At 35.6% G+C, this 26,005-nt stretch carries 25 protein-coding genes; 14 read left to right on the top strand and 11 right to left on the bottom strand.

What is annotated here, in order from left to right:
* Positions 1 to 292 precede the first annotated feature (292 nt).
* The 3 genes from JNUCC72_RS05335 to JNUCC72_RS05345 form a co-directional block, all read right to left on the bottom strand.
* A complete protein-coding gene (locus JNUCC72_RS05335) occupies positions 293 to 2,041 on the bottom strand; it encodes an ABC transporter permease/substrate binding protein (protein ID WP_454144727.1) in 1,749 nt (582 codons plus the stop codon).
* An 11-nt stretch (positions 2,042 to 2,052) separates the two neighbouring features.
* Positions 2,053 to 3,285, bottom strand: a complete 1,233-nt coding sequence (locus JNUCC72_RS05340; protein WP_454143571.1) for a quaternary amine ABC transporter ATP-binding protein — start codon at positions 3,283 to 3,285, stop codon at positions 2,053 to 2,055.
* Positions 3,286 to 3,376: 91 nt separating this feature from the next.
* On the bottom strand, positions 3,377 to 4,006 hold the full coding sequence (locus JNUCC72_RS05345; protein ID WP_339968651.1) for a GntR family transcriptional regulator: 630 nt from the start codon (positions 4,004 to 4,006) through the stop codon (positions 3,377 to 3,379).
* Positions 4,007 to 4,232: 226 nt separating this feature from the next.
* On the opposite strand from JNUCC72_RS05345, the gene JNUCC72_RS05350 reads away from it, so the two are divergent.
* The 5 genes from JNUCC72_RS05350 to JNUCC72_RS05370 all read left to right on the top strand — a co-directional run bounded on the left by JNUCC72_RS05350 (position 4,233) and on the right by JNUCC72_RS05370 (position 10,244).
* Complete coding sequence (locus JNUCC72_RS05350) at positions 4,233 to 5,270, top strand: BMP family lipoprotein (protein WP_454143573.1); 1,038 nt, start codon at positions 4,233 to 4,235, stop codon at positions 5,268 to 5,270.
* Between the two features lie 183 nt (positions 5,271 to 5,453).
* Positions 5,454 to 6,503 (top strand): BMP family lipoprotein, encoded by a 1,050-nt coding sequence (locus JNUCC72_RS05355; RefSeq protein ID WP_454143575.1) that lies wholly within the window; start codon positions 5,454 to 5,456, stop codon positions 6,501 to 6,503.
* Positions 6,504 to 6,644: 141 nt separating this feature from the next.
* Positions 6,645 to 8,216, top strand: coding sequence for an ABC transporter ATP-binding protein (locus JNUCC72_RS05360; protein WP_454143577.1), 1,572 nt, complete (start codon positions 6,645 to 6,647; stop codon positions 8,214 to 8,216).
* 1 nt (position 8,217) lies between these two features.
* The gene (locus tag JNUCC72_RS05365; RefSeq protein WP_454143579.1) at positions 8,218 to 9,285 is read left to right on the top strand and encodes an ABC transporter permease; all 1,068 of its coding nucleotides are present in this window, start codon (positions 8,218 to 8,220) and stop codon (positions 9,283 to 9,285) included.
* Complete coding sequence (locus JNUCC72_RS05370; protein ID WP_056974084.1) at positions 9,285 to 10,244, top strand: ABC transporter permease; 960 nt, start codon at positions 9,285 to 9,287, stop codon at positions 10,242 to 10,244. The genes JNUCC72_RS05365 and JNUCC72_RS05370 overlap by 1 nt, the downstream gene beginning before the upstream one ends.
* Positions 10,245 to 10,258: 14 nt before the next feature.
* Here JNUCC72_RS05370 and JNUCC72_RS05375 read toward each other — a convergent pair whose 3' ends face one another.
* Positions 10,259 to 10,711, bottom strand: a complete 453-nt coding sequence (locus JNUCC72_RS05375; protein WP_454144729.1) for an Rrf2 family transcriptional regulator — start codon at positions 10,709 to 10,711, stop codon at positions 10,259 to 10,261.
* Between the two features lie 94 nt (positions 10,712 to 10,805).
* Here JNUCC72_RS05375 and JNUCC72_RS05380 point away from each other — a divergent pair, with 94 nt between their 5' ends.
* Positions 10,806 to 11,462: an NAD(P)H-dependent oxidoreductase gene (locus JNUCC72_RS05380; RefSeq protein ID WP_454143582.1), complete on the top strand. Its 657-nt coding sequence runs from the start codon at positions 10,806 to 10,808 to the stop codon at positions 11,460 to 11,462.
* Positions 11,463 to 11,554: 92 nt separating this feature from the next.
* Positions 11,555 to 12,160, top strand: a complete 606-nt coding sequence (locus tag JNUCC72_RS05385; protein ID WP_454143584.1) for a nitroreductase family protein — start codon at positions 11,555 to 11,557, stop codon at positions 12,158 to 12,160.
* 50 nt (positions 12,161 to 12,210) lie between these two features.
* Here the strand turns inward: JNUCC72_RS05385 and JNUCC72_RS05390 are convergent, their stop codons facing one another.
* Entirely contained in the window at positions 12,211 to 13,179 is a 969-nt protein-coding gene (locus JNUCC72_RS05390; protein ID WP_454143586.1) for a ribose-phosphate diphosphokinase, read from the bottom strand.
* Between the two features lie 116 nt (positions 13,180 to 13,295).
* Between JNUCC72_RS05390 and pepF the strand changes: the two genes are divergently transcribed.
* Positions 13,296 to 15,098 (top strand): oligoendopeptidase F, encoded by a 1,803-nt coding sequence (gene pepF, locus JNUCC72_RS05395; protein ID WP_454143588.1) that lies wholly within the window; start codon positions 13,296 to 13,298, stop codon positions 15,096 to 15,098.
* 29 nt (positions 15,099 to 15,127) lie between these two features.
* Here the strand turns inward: pepF and JNUCC72_RS05400 are convergent, their stop codons facing one another.
* The 4 genes from JNUCC72_RS05400 to JNUCC72_RS05415 all read right to left on the bottom strand — a co-directional run bounded on the left by JNUCC72_RS05400 (position 15,128) and on the right by JNUCC72_RS05415 (position 18,602).
* Positions 15,128 to 15,784: an alpha/beta fold hydrolase gene (locus JNUCC72_RS05400; protein ID WP_454143590.1), complete on the bottom strand. Its 657-nt coding sequence runs from the start codon at positions 15,782 to 15,784 to the stop codon at positions 15,128 to 15,130.
* Positions 15,765 to 16,598 carry a glycosyltransferase family 2 protein gene (locus tag JNUCC72_RS05405; RefSeq protein ID WP_454143592.1) on the bottom strand — a complete coding sequence of 278 codons (834 nt, stop codon included), beginning with the start codon at positions 16,596 to 16,598 and terminating at the stop codon, positions 15,765 to 15,767. Before JNUCC72_RS05405 ends, JNUCC72_RS05400 begins: the two co-directional genes overlap by 20 nt.
* Before the next feature lie 99 nt (positions 16,599 to 16,697).
* Positions 16,698 to 17,918: a DUF2075 domain-containing protein gene (locus tag JNUCC72_RS05410; RefSeq protein WP_454143594.1), complete on the bottom strand. Its 1,221-nt coding sequence runs from the start codon at positions 17,916 to 17,918 to the stop codon at positions 16,698 to 16,700.
* A gap of 18 nt (positions 17,919 to 17,936) precedes the next feature.
* Complete coding sequence (locus tag JNUCC72_RS05415; protein ID WP_454143596.1) at positions 17,937 to 18,602, bottom strand: ribonuclease H family protein; 666 nt, start codon at positions 18,600 to 18,602, stop codon at positions 17,937 to 17,939.
* Between the two features lie 91 nt (positions 18,603 to 18,693).
* Between JNUCC72_RS05415 and JNUCC72_RS05420 the strand changes: the two genes are divergently transcribed.
* The 6 genes from JNUCC72_RS05420 to JNUCC72_RS05445 are packed head-to-tail and all read left to right on the top strand — an operon-like array spanning position 18,694 to position 24,478.
* The gene (locus JNUCC72_RS05420; protein ID WP_454143598.1) at positions 18,694 to 19,572 is read left to right on the top strand and encodes an alpha/beta hydrolase; all 879 of its coding nucleotides are present in this window, start codon (positions 18,694 to 18,696) and stop codon (positions 19,570 to 19,572) included.
* 5 nt (positions 19,573 to 19,577) lie between these two features.
* The gene (locus tag JNUCC72_RS05425; protein ID WP_454143600.1) at positions 19,578 to 20,273 is read left to right on the top strand and encodes a zinc metallopeptidase; all 696 of its coding nucleotides are present in this window, start codon (positions 19,578 to 19,580) and stop codon (positions 20,271 to 20,273) included.
* 31 nt (positions 20,274 to 20,304) lie between these two features.
* Entirely contained in the window at positions 20,305 to 21,756 is a 1,452-nt protein-coding gene (gene cls / locus JNUCC72_RS05430; RefSeq protein ID WP_454143602.1) for a cardiolipin synthase, read from the top strand.
* A gap of 59 nt (positions 21,757 to 21,815) precedes the next feature.
* Complete coding sequence (locus tag JNUCC72_RS05435) at positions 21,816 to 22,649, top strand: hypothetical protein (protein WP_454143604.1); 834 nt, start codon at positions 21,816 to 21,818, stop codon at positions 22,647 to 22,649.
* 12 nt (positions 22,650 to 22,661) lie between these two features.
* The gene (locus tag JNUCC72_RS05440) at positions 22,662 to 23,495 is read left to right on the top strand and encodes an aldo/keto reductase (protein WP_454143606.1); all 834 of its coding nucleotides are present in this window, start codon (positions 22,662 to 22,664) and stop codon (positions 23,493 to 23,495) included.
* Positions 23,496 to 23,512: 17 nt separating this feature from the next.
* The gene (locus JNUCC72_RS05445) at positions 23,513 to 24,478 is read left to right on the top strand and encodes a hypothetical protein (protein WP_454143608.1); all 966 of its coding nucleotides are present in this window, start codon (positions 23,513 to 23,515) and stop codon (positions 24,476 to 24,478) included.
* Between the two features lie 14 nt (positions 24,479 to 24,492).
* On the opposite strand, the gene rbsK is transcribed toward JNUCC72_RS05445, so the two are convergent.
* Complete coding sequence (rbsK, locus tag JNUCC72_RS05450) at positions 24,493 to 25,437, bottom strand: ribokinase (protein ID WP_454143610.1); 945 nt, start codon at positions 25,435 to 25,437, stop codon at positions 24,493 to 24,495.
* A gap of 18 nt (positions 25,438 to 25,455) precedes the next feature.
* Positions 25,456 to 25,977: a signal peptidase I gene (lepB, locus tag JNUCC72_RS05455; RefSeq protein WP_454143612.1), complete on the bottom strand. Its 522-nt coding sequence runs from the start codon at positions 25,975 to 25,977 to the stop codon at positions 25,456 to 25,458.
* Between the last annotated feature and the right edge of the window lie 28 nt (positions 25,978 to 26,005).

Genomic DNA, 26,005 nt, shown 5'->3' on the forward strand with positions numbered 1-26,005 from the left:
GTCAAGATTACTACTAATATGTAAGTCTCATTTTCATCTTATATTAATTTAGAATTGCTATTAACTACCGCTAGCACCTCCTACAACAACTGATAAAAACGCTGTTGCAGTGGGATACTAGTGAAAAAATAATATTTGAGAAATAAAATTTTTTAATAAATTATCTCCAAATTCTTGACATATATATAATAACATATTTAACACCAAAGTGACAAATATATCCATTTTTTAAAGTAGAAAAATAGTCACTTTAGCTAATAAAAATCACCTACAACTCATGTAGGTGACTTTTTTATTTGCTGCTATTAATCCAGCCATCAACTTTATCTTTATTTTTTGAAATCCAGTCTTTGGCAGCATCCTGAGGTGACTTACCACCACGAATAGCAAGCATTACTTCATTAATATCTTTATCGTCCCATTTGAACTGTTTCAAGATATTGTAAGCTTCTGGCTTATCATCTTTTAATCCTTGGCGAGCAAAGGTATTAATTGTTTCTGATTCACCAAATCCTTTTTTAGGATCTTGTAAGAATTTGACATCATATTCACCAAAAATCCAGTGAGGTGTCCAACCACTAATAATAATTTCTTTGTGGTTTTTAATAGCTTGTCCTAGTGAAACAGCCATTGCACCTGTAGATGATGATTCAATCTTCCAACCATTGTCTTTTAGGTTAGCATATTGATCGATTACTGATTTAGTTGCGGCAGTCGCACCTGAACCAGGCTCATTAGTTACAATTGTTTTGTTTGCTTGATCTTTAAGATCATCAATAGAGTTAACGTTCATATATGATGGCACAACTAATCCTAATTGCGCACCTTCATAGTTTGCACCCAATAAATCTAATTGATCTTTGAATTTTTCATATTGTGCTTTATGGGTTAATGGTAACCAACCAGCAAGTAATGCATCGGCTTGCTTGTTAGCAACTGCTTGCCACATAACACTATTATCTAGTGGTGTTGCATCAACATTGTAACCAGCATCTCTCAAGATTTGTGCTGCTACGTTTGTTGTTGCGACAGCGTCGTCCATTTCAAAGTAGGCTAGTGTGATATTACCTTTTGATGTTGTACCTGATTGGCTAGCTACAACTGTTTGTGTAATAAATCCACCTACTAATACAACTAATGCAACAATAGTACCAACTAGACGGTTACGTTTTTTCGTTTGACGAGCAGCTTCATCAGCAATATTTTCACTCATAATACGGTTAAGACCTTGTGTATAACGGTCAATAATAATCGCTAGAATAACGATAGATAGTCCGTTAACAAACCCACTACCCACTTGCGCTCTTTGAACAGATGATAAGATACCACGTCCAAGACCTGGTGCACCAATCATTGATGAAATAACAACCATTGAAAGTGACAACATCACTGTTTGGTTAACACCAGCCATAATCGTGTTTTTAGCAAGTGGCAAGTCAAGCTTGAATAAACGTTGGCTAGCTGTTGAACCAAATGATTCAGAAGCTTCAACTAATTCACCCGGAACTTGACGGATACCTAAGTTTGTCATTCTAACTGTTGGTGGTAGCGCGAAGATAACTGATGCAAATACACCAGGTACAACACCAATACCGAAGAAAGCAACAGCAGGAATCAAGTAAACGAAACCTGGCATTGTCTGCATGAAATCAAGAATTGGTGTAATAACAGCTTGTGCACCGTTACTTTTTGATGACCAAATACCAAGTGGTATCCCAATAATTACAGCTAATAAACTTGAGACCAGAATCAAGGTAAATGTGCTCATCAAGTCGCTCCAAGCACCTTGGTTTTCAACGAACAGTAATCCGATTAAACTAAATGCGGCTAAACCGAACTTACGTCCTGAAATAAAGAACGCACCAATTACAACGATGGCAATCATCACGAAAGGATTAATCCATGTTAGGTAGTTAGTAATACCGTTCATTAAGCCTTGACCTACTGTTTGGATAAATCCAAACAAACCAGAAAGAGTGGTTGTTAGCCATTGCGTAATGGCTTCAACCCAATCAGCAACTGGCAGTTGAGGAACTGACATGTTGAATAGCATTATTTATCCCCCTTTTCAGGTTGAACATCTACAATATCATTAGTATCGATACTTTCAGCATCTTCATCTGCTAATGCTTCAATAACACTACCACGAATAACAACACCTAAAACTTTTCCGTTTTCTGTAACAGCAACCGGTGTTTTAGCATCGTAAATGATATTAAAGATATCGTTAACAGTCGTATCTTTTGCAATTGTAGGAATTGAAGTATCTAAGTATTCTACTAAATCTTTTCCTGAATTTTTGGCGTCACGTGCAGCATCTGCTGTAATAACACCTTGTAACTTACGATCGCGATCAACTGCAAGAAGCATTGAAACACGGTCATGCTTCATACGACGCAATGCAATATTTGGACCTTCTGCTTGAATATTTAGCAATGAAGCCGGTTCCATAATATTTTGAGCTGTTAACACACGTGAATAATCAACATCTTGAACGAATGTTTTAACATAGTCATTGGCAGGAGTTGTTAGAATCTCTTCCCCTGTACCAATTTGTTGAATTTTACCGTCACGCATAATTGTAATTCTGTCACCTAAACGAAGTGCTTCATTTAAATCGTGAGTGATAAAAATAATTGTTTTTTGTAATTTTTGTTGTAGTTCTAACAGTTCATCTTGCATTTCTTTACGAATCAATGGATCAAGAGCTGAGAACGCTTCGTCCATTAATAGAACTTCTGGATCATTTGCAAGTGCACGGGCAAGCCCAACACGTTGTTGCATACCACCTGATAATTGACTAGGTAGTTGATCTTTAAAGTCATATAAATGTAAGTTTTTAAGTGCTTCCCCTGCACGTTTGTTACGTTCTTCTTTTTCAACACCACGAATTTCTAATCCGTAAGCTGTATTTTCTAAAATTGTACGATTTGGAAAAAGACCAAAGTTTTGGAAAACCATACTCATTTTTGTACGGCGAATTTCACGTAATTTATCTTTATCTACTTTAGCAATATCATCACCATCGACCATAACTGAACCGTCAGTTGGTTCAATCAAACGGTTGATTAAACGAATCAATGTTGACTTACCGGATCCTGAAAGACCCATGATAACAAAGATTTCACCTTTTTCGACTTTGAAACTTGCATCATAGACCCCTACAGTTGACCCTGTTTCGCGTAAAATTTCGTTTTTACTTTTCTTATCTTTAACCATTTCTAGTGCCGCTTTGGATTTTTTACCAAAGACTTTTGTTAAATTTTTAACTTCTACTACTGGCATGGTTACCTCCATATATTTTATGTCTTAATTTCTTAAGTGACCACACTATTAAAACACCTAGGGTCACTTTTGTCAAATGAACGCCCTCAGGTTACCTTGACATCAAGAGGTTCACAACTCTTTGGTAAGCGAATTCATCACCTACAAAGTAAATGACATCGCCAACTTCAATTTTTGCCAAGGGACCTGGTGAAACAATCATCTTATTTTTGTGCTTAACAGCAACAATTGTTGCACCTGTATTGTGCCAAAAGTTTAACTCGCTAATATTTTTAGAGTGATCTTCAAAATCTTCTGTTACTAATAATTCATAAGGAATCAATGTGTTATCTTCATTAAAACGTTTAGTTTGGTCAACTAGTTTATTCAATAACGTAATGAATTCTTTTGATTCTGACTGCTGTCTTTTAATACTGTGATTTAAATCTTGTTTAATTGTAGTTAAGCTTCGAACATCTTGATGTTGCTTAATAAATTCTTGTGCACGGGCTTTTGAAGAAACAAAAAAGCCGGACCCGTGTTTAACTTCTACTATTGAAAGATCAGCTAGTATTGTAATCGCTTTTCTTGCGGTTTCGGGTGAAACTTGAAACTGCATTGCAATAGTTGAACGTGCTCTCAACTTTTCGCCTTCAACATAGCGACCTTCAACTATTCGCTCGGCAATTCCAATTGCTATTTGTTGATATCTTGGCTGTACTGATTGTGTTGCATTCGCCATAAAAACAACTCCTACCATAATATAATGACATTATTTACATTACTCCTTAGAAATACTACCACAAGATTACCTAAAGTGACAACAGACTATTTTGATAGTTGTGACCATTTTTATATTAATTTGCAAAAATATCCACTCTAATACTTGATTTAAACAAAAAAATTTAGTAACATGTTTGAGGTTTTGAATATTTTTACTATTTTAATTATTTCGGAGGTCTATATATATGAAGAAGCGTTATCTTTTTGGAATTATTTCAACATTAGCTGTATTCTCGCTAGCGTTAACTGGGTGTACTAATCGCTCAAAACAAGCTAACCAATCAGCTAGTGAAGTCAATCAAACATTTAAAACACCCACAGCTGTTACCGTTTTAGGTAGCATCGATGACAAGTCTTTTAACCAATCAGCTTGGGAAGGACTTCAACAATGGGGAGCATCAAAAAGTTTAACTAAAGGTGTAGGTGGCTTCAACTACGCTGCTGCAACACAAGATTCAGACTTAACTTCTCAAATTAACAATCTAATCAAAAACAAATACCAAATGATTTTCGGTGTTGGTTACCGTTTATCTAAATCAATTGGTGATGCTGCTAAACAAAATCCAAATACAAACTTTGCAATCGTTGATGATGTCATCTCTGATCAATCAAACGTTGCATCTTTAACTTTCAAAGATGAACAAGCCGCTTACCTTGCTGGTGTTTCTGCTGCGCTTTCAACTAAATCTAACAAAATCGGTTTCATCGGTGGTGTTCAAGGTGAAGTCCTAGGTAAATTTGAAAAAGGTTACCGTGCTGGTGCACAATCTGTTAACCCAGATATCTCAATTGATGTTAAATACGCTGGTTCATTCAGTCGTGCTGACTTAGGTAAATCAATGGCAACTGCAATGTACAACACAGGTGCTGATGTCATCTATCAACTTGCTGGTGAAACAGGTACTGGTGTCTTCTCAGTAGCCAAAGATTCAGCTAAAAGTGGTGACAAAGTTTGGGTTATCGGTGCTGATCGTGACCAAACTGACGAAGGGCAATACAGTGGCGGTAACGTTACTCTAACTTCTTCTATCAAAAACTTATCAAGTGTTATCAAAGACGTTGCTGATAAAAATGCGAACGGTGAATTCCCTGGTGGACAACACACAATTTATGGTCTTAACGAAGACGGTGTTGATTTAGTTAAAGGTCAACTAAGCGATGATACATGGGCAAAAGTTGAACAAGCTAAACAAGACATTATGTCAGGTAAAATCACTATCTAGATTTAAAAATTACAATTAAGCAACTAGTTTAGGCTAGTTGTTTTTTTATACACAAATTAACTAAATACGAACATTAATTACTTTTTTATTAAAAATATACAGTTTTTACTTTTTAATTCTGTGGTCTTCTGTTATTATATTCATGTAATCATTTTAGACGATACGTCTATAACGGAGGAAAATATGAATAAATTAGTCAAAAAAATAAGCTTAGCTATTTTAGCACTTGGTATCATCATCCCATTGTCAGCCTGTACAAATCGTTCGGCTTCAAACAATTCTGAATCACAAAACAAAGGTAACTCACTTGCCGTAGCCCTTTTAACTGATTTAAACGGAGTTGACGATAAATCATTCAACCAATCCGCTTGGGAAGGTTTAACAAAATGGGGTAAAGAACATAACTTAACTAAAGGATTAGGTGGTTATGATTACGTTCAATCTCACCAAGATTCAGATTATCCCGTAAATATTAACAAATTAATCAAAAACAACTACAACTTAATTTACGCTATTGGTTACAAACTTGATAAAGCTGTAACAGATGGTGCTAAACAAAATCCAAATACAAAGTTTGCGATTATTGATACTGTTGTTCCTGATTTAGATAACGTTACTTCACTAACATTTAAAGACAACGAATCAGCTTACCTTGCTGGTATGTCTGCTGCCTTAAATAGTAAAACCAAAAAAATCGGTTTTATCGGTGGTGTAAAAGGTGAAGTTATCAACCGTTTTGAAGCCGGTTATGTAGCTGGTGCTAAAGCCGCTGTTCCTGACATCGAAGTTGATGTTAAATACGTTGGTGCTTTTGATAAAGCTGACGTTGCAAAATCTATCGCAACAGCAATGTACAACAATGGTAACGATGCTATTTATCAAGCTGCTGGTAGTGCTGGACTTGGCGTTTTCTCAAGTGCAAAAGATGCTCGTAAGAGTGGTAAAGAAGTTTACGTTGTCGGTTGTGACCGTGATCAGACTGAAGAAGGCCAATATGATGGTGGTAATTTAACACTTACTTCATCAATCAAAGCTTTAAATACAGTTGTTGAAGAAGTTTCAAATGAAACACTTGCTGGTAACTTCCCAGGTAAACAACATAAAGTCTTCGGATTGAAAGAAAACGGTGTTGATATTTCTAAAGGTCAATTATCAACTGATATTTGGAACAAAGTTGAACAAGCTAAACAAGACATTATTGATGGAAAAGTAACTGTTCCAGAAAAACCATAATCTTAGTTTTTTAACTCACAACCAAATAGTAAGAGCTGAAACTAACTTCAGCTCTTATTTTTATGCTTAACCTTTATTTAACAATTGGTTGTTTTTCGATATAATAGTAGTAATAAATGGATGACGAAGGAGATTCAACAGATGCAATCAAATTTTGATCAAGCTTCATGTGCGATTGAGCTTAAGCATATGACAAAAGCATTTGGCGATTTTAAAGCCAATAATGACATTAATTTAAAAATTAAAAAAGGACAAATCCATGCACTTCTAGGTGAAAACGGTGCGGGTAAGTCTACCATGATGAACGTTTTATCTGGTTTGTATCAGCCCACTAGTGGTGATGTTTTCGTTAACGGTGAAAAAGTTGCAATGACTTCTTCAAAAGATGCCAACAATCTTGGAATCGGAATGGTTCACCAACATTTCATGTTAGTTGATGATTTCACTGTAATTGAAAACATTGTTTTAGGTGCTGAACCTACTAAGGCAGCTGGTATTTTAAACCTTAAACAAGCTAGACAAAAAATTATGGATTTATCCGAAAAATATCACTTGGAAATTGATCCAGATGCTAAAGTAAGAGATATTTCTGTCGGTATGCAACAACGTGTTGAAATTCTTAAATTGCTTTACCGTGATGCTAATATTTTGATTTTCGACGAACCAACAGCTGTTTTAACCCCTTCTGAAATCACAGAATTAATGGCAATCATGAAGGAAATGGTTCAAGAAGGTAAATCAATTATCTTAATTACTCACAAATTAGATGAAATCAAAGAAGTTGCTGATGAATGTACAGTTATTCGTCGTGGTCAAATCATCGGTAGTGTTTTAGTTAAGGATTCATCTGAACAGCAACTAGCTGACATGATGGTTGGTCGTGAAGTTAACTTCAAAACAGATAAAACTAAATCAAAACCTGGTGAAGCTGTTCTGAAAATTGAAAACCTATCTGTTAAAGATAGTCAAAAAGTTGAACGTGTTAAAAACCTTAGCTTCGATGTTCATGCGGGTGAAGTACTAGGAATTGCCGGTGTTGACGGTAATGGACAAAGCGAACTAGTTCAAGCTATTAGTGGACTTGAAAAGTCTTCATCTGGTTCAATTACATTAGATAACAAAGATATTACTAACTTGAAGGTTCGCAAAGTTACCGAAGCAGGTCTTGGTCATATTCCAGAAGATAGACAACGCTTTGGTTTGATTTTGCCAATGACCGTATCTGAAAATATTGCCTTACAAAGTTACTATCGTAAACCTGATTCATCATACGGTGTTTTGAATTACAATTATATGAACGAACACGCTCGTCACCTAATTGAACAATTCGATATTCGTACTTATTCCGAAAAAAGTGAAACTGGTGCACTTTCAGGTGGTAACCAACAAAAAGTCATTATTGCTCGTGAAGTTGAACGTAATCCTAAGTTATTAATTGCTGCTAACCCTACTCGTGGTCTTGATGTTGGTGCGATTGAATATATTCATAAACGTCTTGTTGATCAACGTGATAAAGGAAACGGTGTTTTACTTGTCAGTTTCTCACTAGATGAAATCTTGAACGTTTCTGACCGTATCCTAGTTATGCACAATGGTGAAAACATGGGAATCGTTGATGCTAGCAAGACTTCTGAACAAGAACTTGGTTTAATGATGGCAGGAACACCTCTTGATAAAATCAAAAAAAGCAAACGAAAGGTAGCAGATAAATAATATGTCAAAGAATTGGAAAAGTCGTTTAAGTATACCCTTAATTTCGATATTAGCCGGTTTCGTACTCGGTGCAATTATTATGTTATGCCTAGGTTATGATCCTATCATGACCTATGAAGCTTTATTCACAGGGGCTTGGGGAGATCCAAACTCAATTGGTGAAACACTTCGTCAAGCAACACCTTTAATTCTAACTGGTCTTGGATTTTCAGTTGCAACCTCTGCTGGATTCTTTAATATCGGGGGAGCTGGTCAATACCTTGTTGGTTGGCTATCTTCTATCTGGTTTGTCCTATCATTCCCTTCACTACCGGGAACTATTTTAATCATTGGGGCCGTTGCAGCTGGTGCAATTGCTGGTGGTATTTGGTCAGGAATTGCCGGTGTTCTTCGTGCTTACCTTAAAACAAACGAAGTTATCACAACTATTATGTTAAACTACATCGCTTTGTATCTATCCAACTGGATTGTAAAATCATTCCTAGCAAATGGTGATGCTGACTACAGTAAGTCTATTCCACAAAGTGCTTCTCTGCGCTCTCCTTTCTTAATGGAATTAACGAATAACTCTACTTTCCACTACGGTTTATTCATCGCAATTGTGATTGCTATTATCATGGCTTTCGTTATGAAAAAAACAACCGTTGGATACGAAATTCGTTCAATCGGTTTGAACTCAGATGCTTCAAAATATGCTGGTATGAGTACCAAGAAAGTTATCATTTTAGCGATGACACTCTCAGGACTACTTGCCGGTATTGGTGGTGCTGTTGATGGGATTGGTAACTATCAAAACATTCTAGTTCTAGCAAGCACCCCTTCTGTTGGTTTTGATGGATTGGCTGTCGCTTTATTAGCTTATGGTAACCCTATCGGAATTGTCTTTGCTTCACTATTATTTGCCTCACTAAAAATTGGTGGCTTAAACATTCCGGTTGTCTCAAATACACCTTCAGAAATTGTCGATATTGTGATTGCTTTAATTATCTTCTTTGTTGGTGCAAGTTACTTATTTGAATATATTTCTAAAAAAATGAAAACAAACAAATCAAAAGGAGGTAAAGCATAATGAACACAATGACAATTTTAATGACAATCGTTTCAACTACTTTGATTTATGCTTCTCCATTAATTTTTACATCACTAGGTGGTACTTTTTCTGAACGTGGTGGAATTGTTAACGTTGGACTAGAAGGTATCATGGTAATTGGTGCTTTTGCCTCAACTGTTTTCAGTATTTCTTTCAACGAAACATTCGGTGCTGCCACACCTTGGTTAGCCTTAATTGTTGGTGGAATTTGTGGTTTGCTTTTCTCAATTGTTCATGCTGTTGCAACTGTTAACTTACGTGCTAACCACATCATTAGTGGTACTGTGCTGAACATGTTAGCACCTGCTGCTGCTGTTTTCTTAACTAAAGTTATCTACGATGGTAAAGGTCAAACCCCTATTATCCAACAAAATATGTCGACAACTGATATTCCATTACTTTCAAAAATCCCTGTTATTGGTGATATTTTCTTCAGTAACACGTTAGTGATTGGTTGGATTGGGATTTTACTTGCTTTTGCTTCTTGGTGGGTTCTTTACAAAACTCGCTTTGGTTTGCGTTTAAGATCTGTTGGTGAAAACCCTGAAGCTGCTGATACATTAGGTATTAGTGTTTACAAGATGCGTTACTCAGCTGTTTTAATTTCAGGAATGCTTGGTGGTATCGGTGGTGCCATCATGTCACAAGCAATTACATTAAACTACAATGTTTCAACAATCGCTGGACAAGGATTTATGGCACTTGCTGCAATGATTTTTGGTAAATGGAATCCAATTGGCGCTATGTTTGCCGCTTTATTCTTTGGATTTGCACAAAGTTTATCAATTGTAGGTGCTTACATCCCAATTATTTCTGGTTGGAATGACGTTGTCTTCAAAGTCGCACCTTACTTAATTACAATTGTTGTCCTTGCCTTCTTTATCGGTAAATCAACTGCTCCAAAAGCGGATGGCGAGACCTTTATTAAGTCCAAATAAAAAAAGCACTAACCTCATTGAGGTTGTGCTTTTTTTATATCGTCGATAACGTCTTGTAAAGTTTGTTCTTTTAACTGGTCTTCCATGGTTCGTTGCAATTTCGCATACCTTGTTTTTAAAACTTCAGGTATCGCAAGTGCCATTGGACACGATTGATCAACTTTTTCATCGACATTCAAAATCTTATAATCAGGTGTTACTGCCTTAAAAATCTGATGTAGCGTCATGTCTTTAGGATCTGTTAGAAGCGTCGTTCTAGCAGATCCACGCGTTTTGCTAATTAGTTCACTTTTTTTCAGTTCTGACATAATTCTTCTAACAACACAGGCAGAACCATTGAACTGTGCTGCGATTTTTTGACTTGATAATTGTTCATTATCACTAGTTGCAATTGCTACTAGAATATAAATAGCGTTACTGAATTTTGTGTTTGCGATGATAAACCCTCCAATGTCAGTTGGTGATATTTTCTAATCTTTTAATACTATACATCAATTGAATGATTAAAAAAAGTACGTTAAACTAATTATACTTATAAAAAATAAGAAAGAAGGATTTTTAATGACTAAAAACCAACAAATATTAAATGTAATGAACAGAAGATATGCAACAAAATCATTTGATAGTAATAAAAAGATTTCTGATAGTGATTGGGAAACAATCGTTGAAGCAGGTCGCCTATCTCCAAGTTCACTTGGATTTTCTCCATGGAAAATGTTACTAATTAAAAATGACACTATTAAAGAAGGTTTGAAAGAATTTGCTTGGGGAGCCAACCCTAGTTTAACTGGTGCCAGTCACTTCGTTATCTTTCTAGCTCGTAAGGATGTTACACCAACAAGTGATTATGTCAAACACTTCACTGAAACCGTCAGCAAACGCACATATGATCCAGAATCACCATTTTTAAAACGTGTTGCTAGCTTTCAACAAAATGATTTCAAGCTTGATAATGCTCATGACCTTTATCACTGGGCTGCTAAACAAACTTACATCACACTAGCTAACATGATGACAACTGCTGCATTCCTAGACATTGATAGTTGCCCTATCGAAGGATTTAATATTGATAAAGTCGAAGATTATTTAGCACAAAAAGGTATTTTAGACCGTGAAAAATTCGGTGTTTCTTTAATGGCTGGGTTTGGTTACCGTGATGAAGACATCACTCCTAAAAAACGTCTGCCACTGTCTGAGATTTACGATATTATAGACTAAGCTTTTTAATTGACAAATACCAAAAAGACTCTTACAATTAAGTTGTGATATTAAAAGTAACAACTAAAAATAAGAACAGGAAGGTATTTTCTATGAATAACTCATTTATTGATTTAATGACTCAACGTCGCTCTATTTATGCTTTGGGCAAAAATGTTCCTCAGTCAAAAGAAGAAATTACAACTCTAATCAAAGACGCAATTAAACAGGCACCTACTGCTTTTAACAATCAAACAACTCGTGCCGTTATCTTGTTTGGTAACTCTTCTGATAAAGTTTGGGATATCACAATTGATGTCCTACGTGGCATCATGTCAGATGATGATGCTTTTGAACAATCAAAAGCGCGTGTATCATCTTTCAAAAATGGTATTGGGACTATCCTTTACTTCAGTGACCAAGATGCTATTGAAGAAAGTAAAAAACAATTCGCACCTTATGCACAAAACATGCATGACTGGAGCGAACAAGGTCTTGGTGGCGCACAATTTAGTGTTTGGACTGCTCTAGCTTCAAATAATATTGGTGCTAACATCCAACACTATAACCCAATCATTGATGATCAAGTTAAAGAAGCCTTTGATATTCCAGAAAACTGGGTATTAAGAGCGCAAATGCCATTTGGTTCTGTCGAAAATCCAGCTGGCGATAAAGACTTTGTAGATGATAATACACGTTTTAAAGTTTTCGAAGATTAATAAGTAACAGAAAAAAAAAAGAAAGTGCATAATATGCACTTTCTTTTTTTTTATAGTTTTTGTTGTTCTTCAAAAACAGAGTGGATTGATTTTTTATCGTAGATATGTTCAATTGCATTGGCAAATAGATAATCAACAGATAAACGTTTGATTTTTTCAGGATATTGTTCTTTTGGCAATTCGATTGAATCGGTTACTGCAATTTCTTCAATTGGAGCATCGTTCAATAATTGACTAGCACCACTTGATAATAATGCATGCGTTGCAGCAGCATAAATTTGTTTAGCACCAGCAGCTAATAATGATTTTGAAGCGTATGCAAAACGCACACCTGTATCAATCATATCATCAACTACAATCGCTGTTTTACCTTCGACATCTCCAATAACGTCCTTAACAGCATCTGTATCGTAATGCGGACCACGTTGATCAATAATCGCAATCGGTGCGTTGAAGTATTCAGCAAATCTTCTAGCTAATTTTGTCCCACTATGATCAGGTGAGATGATCACGATATCTTCTTCTTCAAAACGTTTAGAGATAAAATATTTCGCCAAGATAGGAATAGCTTGTAAGTGATCGACAGGAATATCAAAGAATCCTTGGATTTGGTCGGCATGCAAATCAAGTGTAATCACACGATCAGCACCAGCTTCTTCAATCATGTTCGCTAAAAGTTTAGCTGTGATTGGTTCTCTTGAATGTGTCTTTCTGTCTGCACGTGAGTAAGCAAAGTAAGGTAACACCACGTTGATTTCATGTGCTGATGCACGTCTTAAAGCATCAATCACAATTAGCGTTTCCATAATATTTTCATTGATTGGATCTTGTAGTGATTGAATAACGTAAATATCATCACCACGGATTGTTTCATCAATATTAACTTGAATTTCGCCATCACTAAAATGACGTGTACTTGTTTCAAGTAAAGGAGCACCTATTTTAGCTGCGATTTTTTCAGCTAAAGGTAGGTTTCCGTTTAGTCCTAGTAACTTAATCGAATGTTTTGATGTCGACATAATTATTAAATCTCACCTTTATATTTGTTATTTTTCAATTCTAGTTTACCAAATAAATGTCGTCAATAGTTAAAAAATGCTATAATCGATTCAAATTTATTATTTGGAGGTTTCAAATGAGCATAAAAAAAGCCAACCTTAATCGCAAAGATGTCGAAAAAGATTATACCTACGATTTAAGTGACTTATGTGAGAATAACACTGATTTTTTGAATCAGGCCGATAATTTGATGGATCAGGTTAAGCAATTCTGTGAACAGTACGCTAATCGTTCACTTAATATGGACGAAATTAAGGACGCACTTTTTGACTACAATGAATTGTGGTACCACGCAGATATTTTATTGAATTATGCTTTTTTAAATCAGTCTGTTGATTTAACTAATACTGAAAATAGTAATATTGCGTTTCGTGGCGACCAAATTGAGGCAGAATTGACAACTGATTTACAATTCTTTGAAGATTTACTCTTAAAGTTGCCTCACGAAAACTTCAAAAAATTAATGAAAGATAATCCCCAATTCACTGGATTCTTGAGAAATCTCAAACAAAAGCAAAAGATTGCGCCTAACAAAAAAGTTGAACAAACACTGAATAAACTAATGCCCGTTCTTCAAGGGCCTAGTCGATTATATGGCCAGGTCATCGGCTCTGATTTGTCTTTTGATGATTTCACAGTTAATGGTCAAACTTATCCACTCTCCTTTAGCCTGTATGAAGACTATTACGCTTTTCATCATGACACCGATGTCAGACATGCGGCTTTTGATGCTTTTTCAAAACAGCTTCGCAAATATCAAGACACACTAGCTGCCAATTATCTAAACAAAGTAACTAGCGAAAAAGTTTTAGCCGATTTATATGGTTTTGATTCTGTTATCGACTACCTACTATATAATCAAGAAGTTTCACGAGAAATGTTCAATCGTCAAATCGACTTAATCATGACTAAGTTTGGTCCGGTCGTACAAAAATATCTCAAGTTTTTGAAAAACGAACACAACTTAGATCGACTAACTTTCGCCGATCGCCTGATTGATATTGATTTTGACTACTCACCACAAGTTTCTATTGCACAATCAAAAGACTACATCAAAAACGCCCTAGCACCTTTAGGAAATGACTATCAAAACATGATTTTAAAGGGATTTGATGAAAGATGGGTTGATTTTACAGCTAATAAAGGTAAAGAAACCGGTGCTTTTTGTGCACAACCTTACCAAAAGAAACCAAAAATTCTATTATCTTGGCAAAATACCCTTTCGGATGTCTACACTTTGATACATGAATTGGGACACGCAGGACAAGGTATTTTAAGCAGTGAAGCCAATACTTATCTCGATTTTAATCCATCCACCTACATTGTGGAAACAGCTTCAACATTTAATGAGTTGCTGTTAACAGATTATTTATCTACAACTAGTCAAAACAACCAACAAAAACGATTTGCCTTAGGTAAGTTATTTAATAATACTTATTTCCACAACTTCGTGACACATTTGCTTGAAGCTGCATTTCAACAAAAGGTTTATCAATTAGTTGATGATGGTGAAAGCTTTAATGCCGAAATTCTTAATAAGATTAAACTCGATGTGCTAAAACAATTTTATGGAGATAGCCTTGAATATAACGAAGGTGCTGAGTTAACCTGGATGCGTCAAAGTCACTACTATATGGGACTTTACAGCTACACTTATTCGGCTTCTTTGACGATTTCGACACAAGAATTCTTAAAATTCAAAGATAATCCAGAAACAGAACGTGAGAATTGGCTAAACTTTTTAGCAATTGGAAACTCACTTTCCCCAATTGATTCAGCTCATAAATTAGGCATTGATATTACAACATCAACGCCACTTGAAAATACTATTGATTATCTTGAAACAGTGGTCGATAGAATCATTGAATTATCCAAATAAAAAAATCCTAACATGATGTTAGGATTTTTTTATTTGAAAAAGTTTTTCAAGGTAGGTGCTAAATATAAGCTGTGGATAATGTAGCTATCGTGTGTTTGCTTTGGCATTACCATTAATCTTGAGTGCTTAATTTTGCTAGAAAATTCACGCGTATGTTCAATCGTGATAACATCTTTTTCCCCTACCATTGCTAAAACAGGAACCGTGATGCGTCTCAGTTGTGCATCTGTAATAGGTGGTTGTGTCAGCATCAATTTAACCAATGGATTCGGTTTAACTAGGTTTTCGAATTTTAGTTTTAATCGTTCTTTTCTAGTTAATCCCGACACATCAGTATTAGCCCCTGCAACCACAAGCTTACCTAAAATATTAGGATACTGACTTGCAAGCATTAATCCAATGATACCACCATCACTGAACCCAAATAAGTAGGGCTGTCTTAAATTTAATTTGCGGATAAAGCTGGCAGTATCTTCCACCATATCTTGGTAGGCATATGTTGAAGGTGCTTCGCTTTGTCCGTGTCCTCGGGTGTCGATTATGTAAACAGTATATTGTGCGCTCAAGGCCGCCATTAGGCGATCAAAAATGCGACTATCTTCTTGATTACCATGCAATAAAATTAACGGATGTCCTGAGCCAAGTTTTTGGTAGTTTAATGAAATATTATTGACTTTGATATTCATTTTTTTCCTCTTCAATACTCGTTTCAATCTCTTGTTCCAACATTTTTTGCTTTTTATCAGGTCGATTATTCTTTTTAGACATACTTAGGTTGATGTAAAGACCGTGACATTTCACCATAGCAACTGCAAACTCTTTCAAATCAATATTATGAATCAAACTATCATCACGTTGAATATAATGATAAAGCGGCTTTGTGCTATAGAAAAAAGAGCCTTGTGCTTTTTCTAAATACTTTAAGTTAAAGTATTGATCTTCCATAATTGAAATCGTTTCGTCAAATTTCAAATCATGTTGGCGAATCAAATCAATACGATAGCACTTATTCCAAGTATAACCTTTAACACTGCCACCAGGTCTGATGACTTGCGTTGCCATTTGACTTCTATCCAAAATTTTAGATTCATTTTTTTTATGAGCAACTTTGCTTGGTTTACCTTCATAATCAATAAAAAAACTACTTGTTGCCATATCAACGTTACGTTCTGACATGTTTTTGATAAAGTGATCTGTAAATTCTGGCTCAACCCAATCATCACCATCTAAAAATGTTAAATACGGCGTTTCAACATTATCAAGACCCGTGTTTCGCGCGGCTGATAACCCCATATTAGGCTGTGAAACCATCCTTAAATGTTGAAATTGATGACGATATGACTCGACAATTTCAGGTGTACTGTCTGTTGAACCATCATTAACAACCAATACTTCAAAATTTTTGTTTTTTTGCTCTAGTAAGCTGTCTAAACCCCTTTTAATATAACCCTCAACATTATAAACTGGCATTAAAACTGTTAATAATGGCTTTTCATACATTCTTTATCTTCACCTTTCATAGCGTTTATCATCCTCATTCTACATATAAAAATGGCTTTTCTAAACTATTTTACACTTTTTTAAGACTTTGTTAAAGGTTTATTGCCTATGATTATGGCAATTAATTGCTTCAAAAGCCGCTTTCAATTCTGGATTACTAGCATAAATAAATAATCCATGAACACCACGTTTTAGCAGAACATTGACGGCATTCATCATGATTTGCATTTTAATTGTCGCCAATGACTCATTTGATACTTCATCAGATCGCTTTTTAAATGCTTCAAAATCTTGATAATATTCAGGTTTTGGAACGATTTGCTGCTGCTTTTCATCATAAGTAATACCCGGTCCTAAGATAACGCCTGCATAATTCAAATCGAAACCTTGAATTGTATAAATAGAGCCAACTTCATTAATTGTCTCAGGTCTTTGCGCCCAGGGCAAATTGGGATCAATGTCATGGTCCCAAGGTAATTTGAATCCTGGTTCTTCAACGTAATACAACTGGCCATCCATCTTATAAGGATAATCCGCTGTACTTATTAAGCGCGATAACCCATATTCCTGATCTTTTCGCTTTAAATCTTGGTACATTTCAGCTAGGTCTGTGTATAATCGAAAATCATAATTACCAGAATCCGGATAAGGTAATAGTTGGCGATTCTTAGCAAAACTATCAATCCAACGGTACACTTCTAGAGGTGCCTTTAATCTAAATTGTTCAGTTAATGATATTTTTTTATGATGATAATTATTTAAAATCGATTGTAAGGTTTTCGTTGTCCAAAAGCTTTTAGTTTTCAAAAATTGATGTGCATCAAATACGACAATAACCACACGAGACTGATTAATTAGTTCAGTTAACTGATTAACTTGATTAAATTTATTGTAGCGGTCTGGTTGCGTTAACAATAAATGACCTTCATCTACTAGGACAACATCGGATTTCTTATTTTGTTTTTGTAGCCGATTAATTAAAGGTGTCGGTTTTTGAATATCTTTTTTGTATAAATGTTGTTCTTTTCCTGCAATTTCTTTATAAACCTTAATCATTTCAGCATGGTTAACAGTCAGATAATTAATTGTTTGATGAAGTACACTATCTTTTTGTGTGCGATTTTCTTGTTGAATTTTTTTGAACAACTCCGTTAAAACTACGCTTTTTCCTGTACCTGCATCCCCATCTAACCACACAACATAAGGTTTGTCGTCTGATACATGCTTTTTAACTAGTTCAAACAGTTCATCAATTACAGTTTCTTGCTCTGAACTTAGTTGTCTAACATTATTTAATTTTGCTTGCGCATTATTTATCAAAATTCAAAAACTTCTTTCTTAGTTTTGATCCATTGTTTTATTTAACAGTTCATCAACATAGACATTACCTTGACTTGTCGCGTGACCTTTTGTCCATGAAAAAGTTGACTGTTCAAATTCTGGCAATAAGTCATACATTTTTTGCCATAACTCTTTATTTTTCAATTCGCCATTCTTGCGTTTAAACCCATTTTTGGCCCAACCTTTTAACCAATTTAATCTAATTGCATCTAACACATATTTTGAATCTAAAATAAATTCAACTTCAGCAGGATCTAAATTCAATGATTGAATACCAGCCATTGCTTTAAGTAATGCTGTAATTTCCATTCGATTATTCGTGGCACCCGCTTCAAATCCTGTCCCTTCATAATTTTGTCCAGGTGTTTGAATTAAAAAAGCCCACGCTGCTTTATCCGTTGCCTTGACTTGTCCACCACGGTAATTTCCAGTGTTTCTTGACCCTCCATCTGTAAACACTTTGATTGTTTTAGGACTTTGAGAGGGTGTAGCTGTTGTTTTGGATGCTGTTTTTGCCATGCCTTTCATAAAGCTTTCCGCTTGCTCTTTAGTCGTAAAGCTCTTATAAATAGCACCCTTATAACCCATTACCTGTTCTTTGGCGCTTGCCCAATCTTCATAAATACCAGATTTACGACCTTTTTTTACTGCGTAATATTTCATAAAATTTCCTCCAGACAATTCCTTTATATTTCTCATTTTAACAAGTTTAATGTAAAATAATACTATTACATTACACGGAGGGGGTTAGTCAATGAAAAAGAAAAAAACAGATTCTTACCTCTCTATTGTAATGGGCATTTTAACTAGCTTTGGTCTTTTAAAACCCTTCTTGCGTCTTTTTAGCAAAAAATACCGCTACAAAAAACGCGAACCTGATATCAAGCCAAGTCAACAAATCCCAACTTTTTATGTCCACGGTTTTCGTGGTAATGATTCGTCTACACAACAAATGGTCGATGCCGCAATGACATATAGCCAAAATAAAACGTTCTTGCGCGTTACAATCGACTTGCTCGGAAACATTGACTACGATGGTGATTTAGGTGATGGGCCTCATCCTATTGTACAAGTGGTTTTTAAAGATAGGTTCGTGGGTAATATTGGCATTACCAGATATCTAGATATGATTCTACCAGCTTTAGCTAACACCTATCATTTTACACAGTTTAACGCTGTGGGACATTCTTTAGGTGCGACCAGTTTAGTCCTTGAGGCAATGAAAAAACACCGCTCAAAGCACTTCCCTCGATTAAACAAACTCGTATTGCTAGCTGGTCCTTTTGACGGTGTTGTTTATCTTGGGGATTTCCCAAATGTTAACCGTCTCACCAAAAAAGGTAGACCAATTTTGATGAATCTGCGCTACCTACAACTCTTGCTTAAACGTCATCGCTTCCCAAAAAATGTTCGTATCTTAAATATGTACGGCAACGTTGATGACGATTCAAACACAGATAAATATATCTCAGTTATCTCAGCAAGATCTATTAAATACATTCTGTCACCAATCGTTAAAGAATTCCATGAATTTGAACTTCTGGGCGAATTTGGTGAACACAGTCTAATTCATGATAACTATTATGCAATTGATGTTTTAAATCGATTTTTATATTCAAACGAAATGGAGTGAATTCGATGTTTCCACTATTTTATGATCCCTACTTTTATCTTGTTCTGATTGGCATGGGCCTTTCAGCAATTGCCTCGTTTTTGGTCCAATCGACTTTTTCTCGCTACAGTACAGTTTTCAGCAATTCAGGTTTAACTGGTGAACAAGCCGCACAAGCAATCCTAGCTGATCAAAACATCCAAAATGTGACCATTCACGCTATTGAAGGTAACTTGACTGATAACTACAATGGTCAAAACAAAACACTGAACCTATCAGAGGCTACTTTTGATAATTCATCCGTTGCTGCTGTGGGTGTTGCAGCCCACGAGGTTGGTCATGCTATCCAAGATGCTCATGATTATGTCCCCATGCGATTAAGAGCCCGAATAGTTCCAGTGGCTAACTTAGGTGCATCCCTTTCAATGCCACTTATCTTAATTGGTGTTTTTCTTGGGATGAACCAGACCTTAATCAATATTGGTATTTTGGCTTTTGCTGCGGTATTACTCTTTCAAGTTGTGACCTTACCGGTTGAATTTGATGCTTCAAGAAGAGCTGTCGCTTCACTGAGAAGCCAGAATTTACTGACCGAAACTGAACTTTCTGCTGTCAAAAAAGTCCTAACTGCAGCTGCATTTACTTATATTGCCTCAGCCTTAAGTACTTTCCTACAATTGCTACGTCTAGTTCTATTGTTCAGCAATCGAAATGATGATTAACTACTCAATCAACTAATGGAGATTTTTTAACGTGAACATTTTAAGACCCCTTCTTTTCATTCTACTTTTTTTAAATACTATCTTTTCAATTTACCTCGTCTTCAAACGTCCCCGTAGTATCGCAACAACGTGGGCTTGGTTTATTTTACTAACTGTTCTTCCCGTGTTAGGCTTTTTGCTCTATGCTTTTTTTGGACGCGGACTTGCCGAAGAAAACTTAATGTCGATTAGTACACAAAAAGAAGTTGGCTTAGACTATGCTAAAGAGTTAGAGAAAGAAAGTCTCAACTATGATAATCCAAATGACACAACACAAGAAGCACGTTTAGTGGTCGACTATTTCAATTACAATCATAAAAATCCACTCTCAAAAGAAAATGATGTCAATTTCTTTACTGATGGTGCTTCTAAATTCAAGAACCTATTCAAGGATATTATTAAAGCCAAGCATAGTGTTCATGTCGAGTACTACTCATTCTATGACGATTCAATTGGTCATGACTTTATCACACTACTAGAAGATAAAGCACGTGAAGGTGTCGAAGTTAAACTGATTTACGATCCTTGGGGGTCTGTTGGAAATAGTAGCAGTTTTTTCGATAATCTCGAACGTCTAGGTGGCATTGTCGTGCCTTTCATCACTTCACGTAATATGATTCGTAAATATCGACTTAACTATCATCTTCACCGGAAAATCGTCGTTATTGATGGTAAAATCGGTTGGACTGGTGGGTTTAATGTTGGCGATCAATACTTAGGACGAAAGAAAAAATTCGGCTATTGGCGCGATACCCATGTTCGTATCGTGGGGCCAGCCACACTACTACTGCAAGAACGATTTGTTTTAGATTTTAATGCCTCCATTCAAGATAAAAACAACAAAATTGAATTTAGACCTGAATTATTTCCAAAGCCTAGTTTAAATAGTCGTGATAATGCCGCTGTTCAAATCATTTCTGATGGTCCTGAACAAGAAGAAGACTTTTTGAAAAATGGTGTTATTCGATTAATGAATATTGCTCGTCACAAAATATGGGTTCAAACACCGTACCTTGTCCCAGACGATTCAATGATTTCGACACTGGTTATTGCCGCTCGTTCAGGAATTGATGTTAAGATTATGATTCCTTGCAAGCCCGATCATCCCTTTATCTATCGTGCAACACAATACTACGCTAACTATCTAACTAAATATGGCATTGAAATTTATATTTATAATAACGGCTTCTTACATGCCAAAACAGTCATTGTGGATGACAAATTCTCAACAGTTGGCTCTATGAATCAAGATTTCAGAAGTTATATGCTTAATTTTGAAGCTAATGCATTCTTTTATGACAAAAAAATCAGTAGTCAACTTGCTCAACACTTCAAGCATGATATAAAAGACTGCACACTTCTAACTCAAAATATGATTAACCAACAATCACAATCTCTAAAACTAAAACAACAAGTCTCACGTTTATTATCGCCTATACTTTAAAACCCTATTTTACAAATAGGGTTTTTTTAGAGATAATAGTATTGAAGGGAGGTTATGTATTGCGCCAATTTAGCCAATCAAAAAAAATCGTTCTTGTTGTCTTTGCCACTATCATTATTTTGGCCGGATTGTTATTTATGCTACTATCAAACTTAGGCCAAAAACGTGAAACAGAAGTCGCAATGATGAGTCAAGAAATCGTATCGGAATCTAATTCTTCCGCAATCAATAATCTCTCATCGTCCACCCCTACGCCCGAAGCCAAGCACCATCGTTTTGTTGGGAATTGGTCTGGATCTAACATCTCGTTTTCTTTTAAAAGCAATGGCACCTATACCTTTCAAAACGCAGATTATCAAGCGTCTGGATCATACTTGGTAGCTGGTGAATATGATGATGTTCTCCTATTAAAGCTATCGTACTTTGCTCAACATGCTGGTGAAACTTATCTTTATTTTAGATTCAATGAAGGCGATACTAAAGTCTCTGTAGATAATTTAGGCACATTTTCAAGATCTACCGATGTCACGACTGTAGATTCATCGTTTTATATGACAAATAGCCTTAAATTTGCGCCACAATATCCATCTGAATCGTTAATCGGAACTTGGACTCGTGTTTCAAGTGATGGCCAAACTATTGACTACGTTAACTACAACCCTGATGGGAGTTTTGAAGAATTTAATAGTCAAATGGTCAAAATTAAATCCGGTCAATTTTCAGTTAACATACAAGGAAAAACAATCACGGTTTTAGAGGACTTCGATGATAATTCACCTGGTCTCAAAATACCGTATTCAACTAATAACAGCTTTACTATTTTAACTAGTTTATCAGCCGATCAACCAAATACTGTTTCTTATAAAAACAGTTTGCCAGATAAATTAAACTAAGGAGGTTTTTTGATGATTCCTAATTTTTCACTTTATAACAATAACCCAATTCCCGCATTAGGTTTTGGGACTTACAAATTAACCGGAGAAGATGGTGTGGCTAGTATTAAGTCAGCACTCGACTGTGGTTATCGTTTGATTGATACTGCTTATAACTATCAAAACGAACGCGAAGTTGGACAGGCTATTAAAGAAAGTGGGCTCAAACGAGAAGATATCCAGGTTATTTCAAAATTACCTGGTCGCTTTCAAAAATATGAGGATGCCAAACAAGCACTTCAAACTTCCCTTACTAATTTAGGCCTTGATTATGTTGATTACTATCTAATTCATTGGCCTAACCCAAAACAAGGTCTTTATGTAGAAGCCTTCAAAGCTTTACTTGATGCTCAAAAAGAAGGCTTAATCAAGGAAGTTGGTGTCTGCAATTTCTTGCCTGAACACTTAGACGTCTTGAAAGAAGAAACAGGCGTTTACCCAGCAATTAACCAAATTGAATTGCACCCTTACTTCTCACAACCAGAACTACGTGAGTTCAATACCAAAAATGACATTATTACACAAGCTTGGAGTCCACTACATCGTACCAGTTTTGTAAATGATGAACCTGTTTTAACTGAATTGGCTAACAAGTATAACAAATCTGTTTATCAAGTTATTTTAAGATGGATTTTTCAACTAGATGTTATTGCAATTCCAAAGTCTAGTTCAAAACTCAGACAAGAACAAAACCAAGATATTTTCGACTTTGAATTATCGCAACAAGAAGTTGACCGTATTTGTAACTTAGACCGACCAGATGGCCGTCAAAAGAATCAAGATCCTGCAGTATATGAAGAATTTTAAGAACAAGGAGAAAAATTTTGACTACTGATTTATATCCTAATGTCGCAGCTTTATTAACAGAAGTTGAAACATTACTAAATGCCAAATTACTTATTAAAGTCAATGACGACCATAAAGAAGGACTGGATCCAGAAGCTTCATTCACAAAACCAATCAGTGCTGATACTTATGAAATCCACGTTCCAAAAAAAGAATTTTTAAACTTTTGTGTCGCACATGAACTACTACACCTTAAACAACATGGTTTAAACGTTGTTAATGCCTCACTCGCTTTTCCGTTAAACCAAAATAATTTATCACAGGTAATCAGTGAAGTTGGCGATTTCACGACAACCTGCGCAATCCACCAGTTAATTATCCCAGCTCTAAAAGATTTGGATGTTTTAACTTATAAAGTTCAACAGGCAATTTTGACACGTGTTTTAGCTGTTATTCCTGAAGAAAAACCAGATGATAGTGCTTTCTTAAAGTTATCACGTGCTTTACAAATCTTAGACACATTTATTTTTTGTGAAGGATTTAAAACACGAAACACAACTTTACATCACACTTACCCATTGGCTTTTGAGGCAGCTGAAAAACTACTTAAAACCATGCACAAAAACACAATCGACACAAACCGCAAACTACGTGGTGCCATTATTAAGGGACTTAATGCTGTTACAGAATTCTATCAAAATATGGGTGTTCAATTGCCCGCATTAAACCAAACAATGTCTGTCTCCCCCGTTTTATCTGAACGTCAGCTTAATCATCAACACTTGTCACAATTATTTGAATTGTGGAATCCAAGTGAGCTTATTAGTCAACAAAATACAACTTATTTAGTTGGTATTGATAAAACAGATCATCAAGCATCATTTGTGCTACAAGATGTTGATATGAATCCCGAAAACATGCAAGCACTCTATCAATTGTCACCAAAAGAATTTTTCAAGCGCTATAATATTAATTATTGTTTGCGTGATGGCCATACATTATAAAAAAGCTTAGCTAATTAGCTAAGCTTTTTTATTTTGGATTTAACTTCTGCTTCCGTTGGTATTGAATCAACTGCGCCTAATTTTTGAACAGCTAATGAAGAAGCAAAATTGGCATAACTGATGGCTTCTTCTAAATTAGAATAATCTAATTTCAACTGAGAAAGTAATGCCCCAATAAAAGTATCTCCCGCGGCTGTTGTATCAATAGCTTTAACGACGTGTGCTTTGATTTTGCCTGATTGAGTTGTCTTTGCATTAGCGTAATAAACGCCTTCTTTTCCTAAAGTAATAATGACAACTTCAATCCCTTTTTGATGGAAAAAGTCAGCAGATTCAGCTAGTGTTTGATCATCTGTTATCTTAATACCCGTTAACTTTTCACTTTCCGTTTCATTTGGAATAATAATATCCGTCAAAGAATAGAGTTGTTCAAAGTCTGCTTCAATAACTGGACCTGGGTTTAAAACGGTTTTAGATTGATTAGCTCTAGCCAATGCAAATCCTTCTTCAATAGCAGCTAGTGGCACTTCAAATTGAGCTAAAACAAAGTCCGAATTCTGAATAACAGGTAGACTTTCTTGTACCATTTGAGGAGTTAACAAATGATTAGCTTCACCTGATACCACAATCGAATTTTGACCAGAACTTTGCAATAAAATATAAGCCTGTCCTGTATTTTCGTTGGCTAATTGTTTAACAAATTGTGAATTAATGTTGTTTCTTTGAAGCATTTCTTTGAATTGATTACCATGCCCATCTTGGCCTAAACAACCAACCATCGCAACTTTGCTGCCATTTCGAACACATGAAACAGCTTGGTTAGAGCCCTTACCACCAAAAGCATAACTGATAGCTTTTTGGGTTTGAATTGTTTCACCTGCAAGTGGCAACTCATTGATTTGTAAAATAACATCTCGATTTAAACTACCGATAACTGCGACTGAATTTTTAGTACTCATCTTGTTCCTCTTTCACTATTAGACAATTTTGAAATCTTGAAATGGAAAGACAATTAATTTGACGACACTTTCTAAATTATCTGGTGTCACATAACCAAAAGAACGACTATCTAATGAATTTGAACGATTATCTCCCATCACAAAGTAACACCCATAAGGAACGTGAGCACGCCCTGTGAAATCTCCTAAGATAAAATCTTCCGTTTTGACATCAGGTGCTAAATAAGGCTCTTCGGTCAACTGACCATTAATATACAATTGATTATCTTTAACTTGGATAGTGTCTCCACCTACGCCAATCACGCGTTTTATATAGCGAACTTGAGGATTATCAGGTGACTTAATCACAACAACATCCCCACGATTAGGTTTTATCATTTTCACAGAAATCGTGTATTGGCCATCATATAATGTTTTTTCCATTGATTGCCCTTTTATAATACCGATATTAATAACCTGGGTAAACAAAAACCAACAAAATCCACCTAAAATTAAAAGTTCAATTACTAATTTAAACAAAAATTTCAAAAATGAATACACAATTTTTCACCTACTTTTTCAAGTATAT

The sequence above is a fragment of the Holzapfeliella sp. JNUCC 72 genome (assembly GCF_053668685.1).

Bases quoted from the DNA above. Each gene is read 5' to 3' on its own strand.
- JNUCC72_RS05335 (WP_454144727.1), bottom strand. From the start codon at position 2,041: ATGTCAGTTCCTCAACTGCCAGTTGCTGATTGGGTTGAAGCCATTACG.
- JNUCC72_RS05380 (WP_454143582.1), top strand. From the start codon at position 10,806: ATGACTAAAAACCAACAAATATTAAATGTAATGAACAGAAGATATGCA.
- JNUCC72_RS05340 (WP_454143571.1), bottom strand. From the start codon at position 3,285: ATGCCAGTAGTAGAAGTTAAAAATTTAACAAAAGTCTTTGGTAAAAAA.
- JNUCC72_RS05425 (WP_454143600.1), top strand. From the start codon at position 19,578: ATGTTTCCACTATTTTATGATCCCTACTTTTATCTTGTTCTGATTGGC.
- JNUCC72_RS05385 (WP_454143584.1), top strand. From the start codon at position 11,555: ATGAATAACTCATTTATTGATTTAATGACTCAACGTCGCTCTATTTAT.
- JNUCC72_RS05350 (WP_454143573.1), top strand. From the start codon at position 4,233: ATGAAGAAGCGTTATCTTTTTGGAATTATTTCAACATTAGCTGTATTC.
- JNUCC72_RS05360 (WP_454143577.1), top strand. From the start codon at position 6,645: ATGCAATCAAATTTTGATCAAGCTTCATGTGCGATTGAGCTTAAGCAT.
- JNUCC72_RS05370 (WP_056974084.1), top strand. From the start codon at position 9,285: ATGAACACAATGACAATTTTAATGACAATCGTTTCAACTACTTTGATT.
- JNUCC72_RS05405 (WP_454143592.1), bottom strand. From the start codon at position 16,598: ATGTATGAAAAGCCATTATTAACAGTTTTAATGCCAGTTTATAATGTT.
- JNUCC72_RS05420 (WP_454143598.1), top strand. From the start codon at position 18,694: ATGAAAAAGAAAAAAACAGATTCTTACCTCTCTATTGTAATGGGCATT.
- JNUCC72_RS05365 (WP_454143579.1), top strand. From the start codon at position 8,218: ATGTCAAAGAATTGGAAAAGTCGTTTAAGTATACCCTTAATTTCGATA.
- JNUCC72_RS05345 (WP_339968651.1), bottom strand. From the start codon at position 4,006: ATGGCGAATGCAACACAATCAGTACAGCCAAGATATCAACAAATAGCA.
- rbsK (WP_454143610.1), bottom strand. From the start codon at position 25,437: ATGAGTACTAAAAATTCAGTCGCAGTTATCGGTAGTTTAAATCGAGAT.
- pepF (WP_454143588.1), top strand. From the start codon at position 13,296: ATGAGCATAAAAAAAGCCAACCTTAATCGCAAAGATGTCGAAAAAGAT.
- JNUCC72_RS05415 (WP_454143596.1), bottom strand. From the start codon at position 18,602: ATGAAATATTACGCAGTAAAAAAAGGTCGTAAATCTGGTATTTATGAA.
- JNUCC72_RS05390 (WP_454143586.1), bottom strand. From the start codon at position 13,179: ATGTCGACATCAAAACATTCGATTAAGTTACTAGGACTAAACGGAAAC.
- JNUCC72_RS05400 (WP_454143590.1), bottom strand. From the start codon at position 15,784: ATGAATATCAAAGTCAATAATATTTCATTAAACTACCAAAAACTTGGC.
- JNUCC72_RS05355 (WP_454143575.1), top strand. From the start codon at position 5,454: ATGAATAAATTAGTCAAAAAAATAAGCTTAGCTATTTTAGCACTTGGT.
- JNUCC72_RS05440 (WP_454143606.1), top strand. From the start codon at position 22,662: ATGATTCCTAATTTTTCACTTTATAACAATAACCCAATTCCCGCATTA.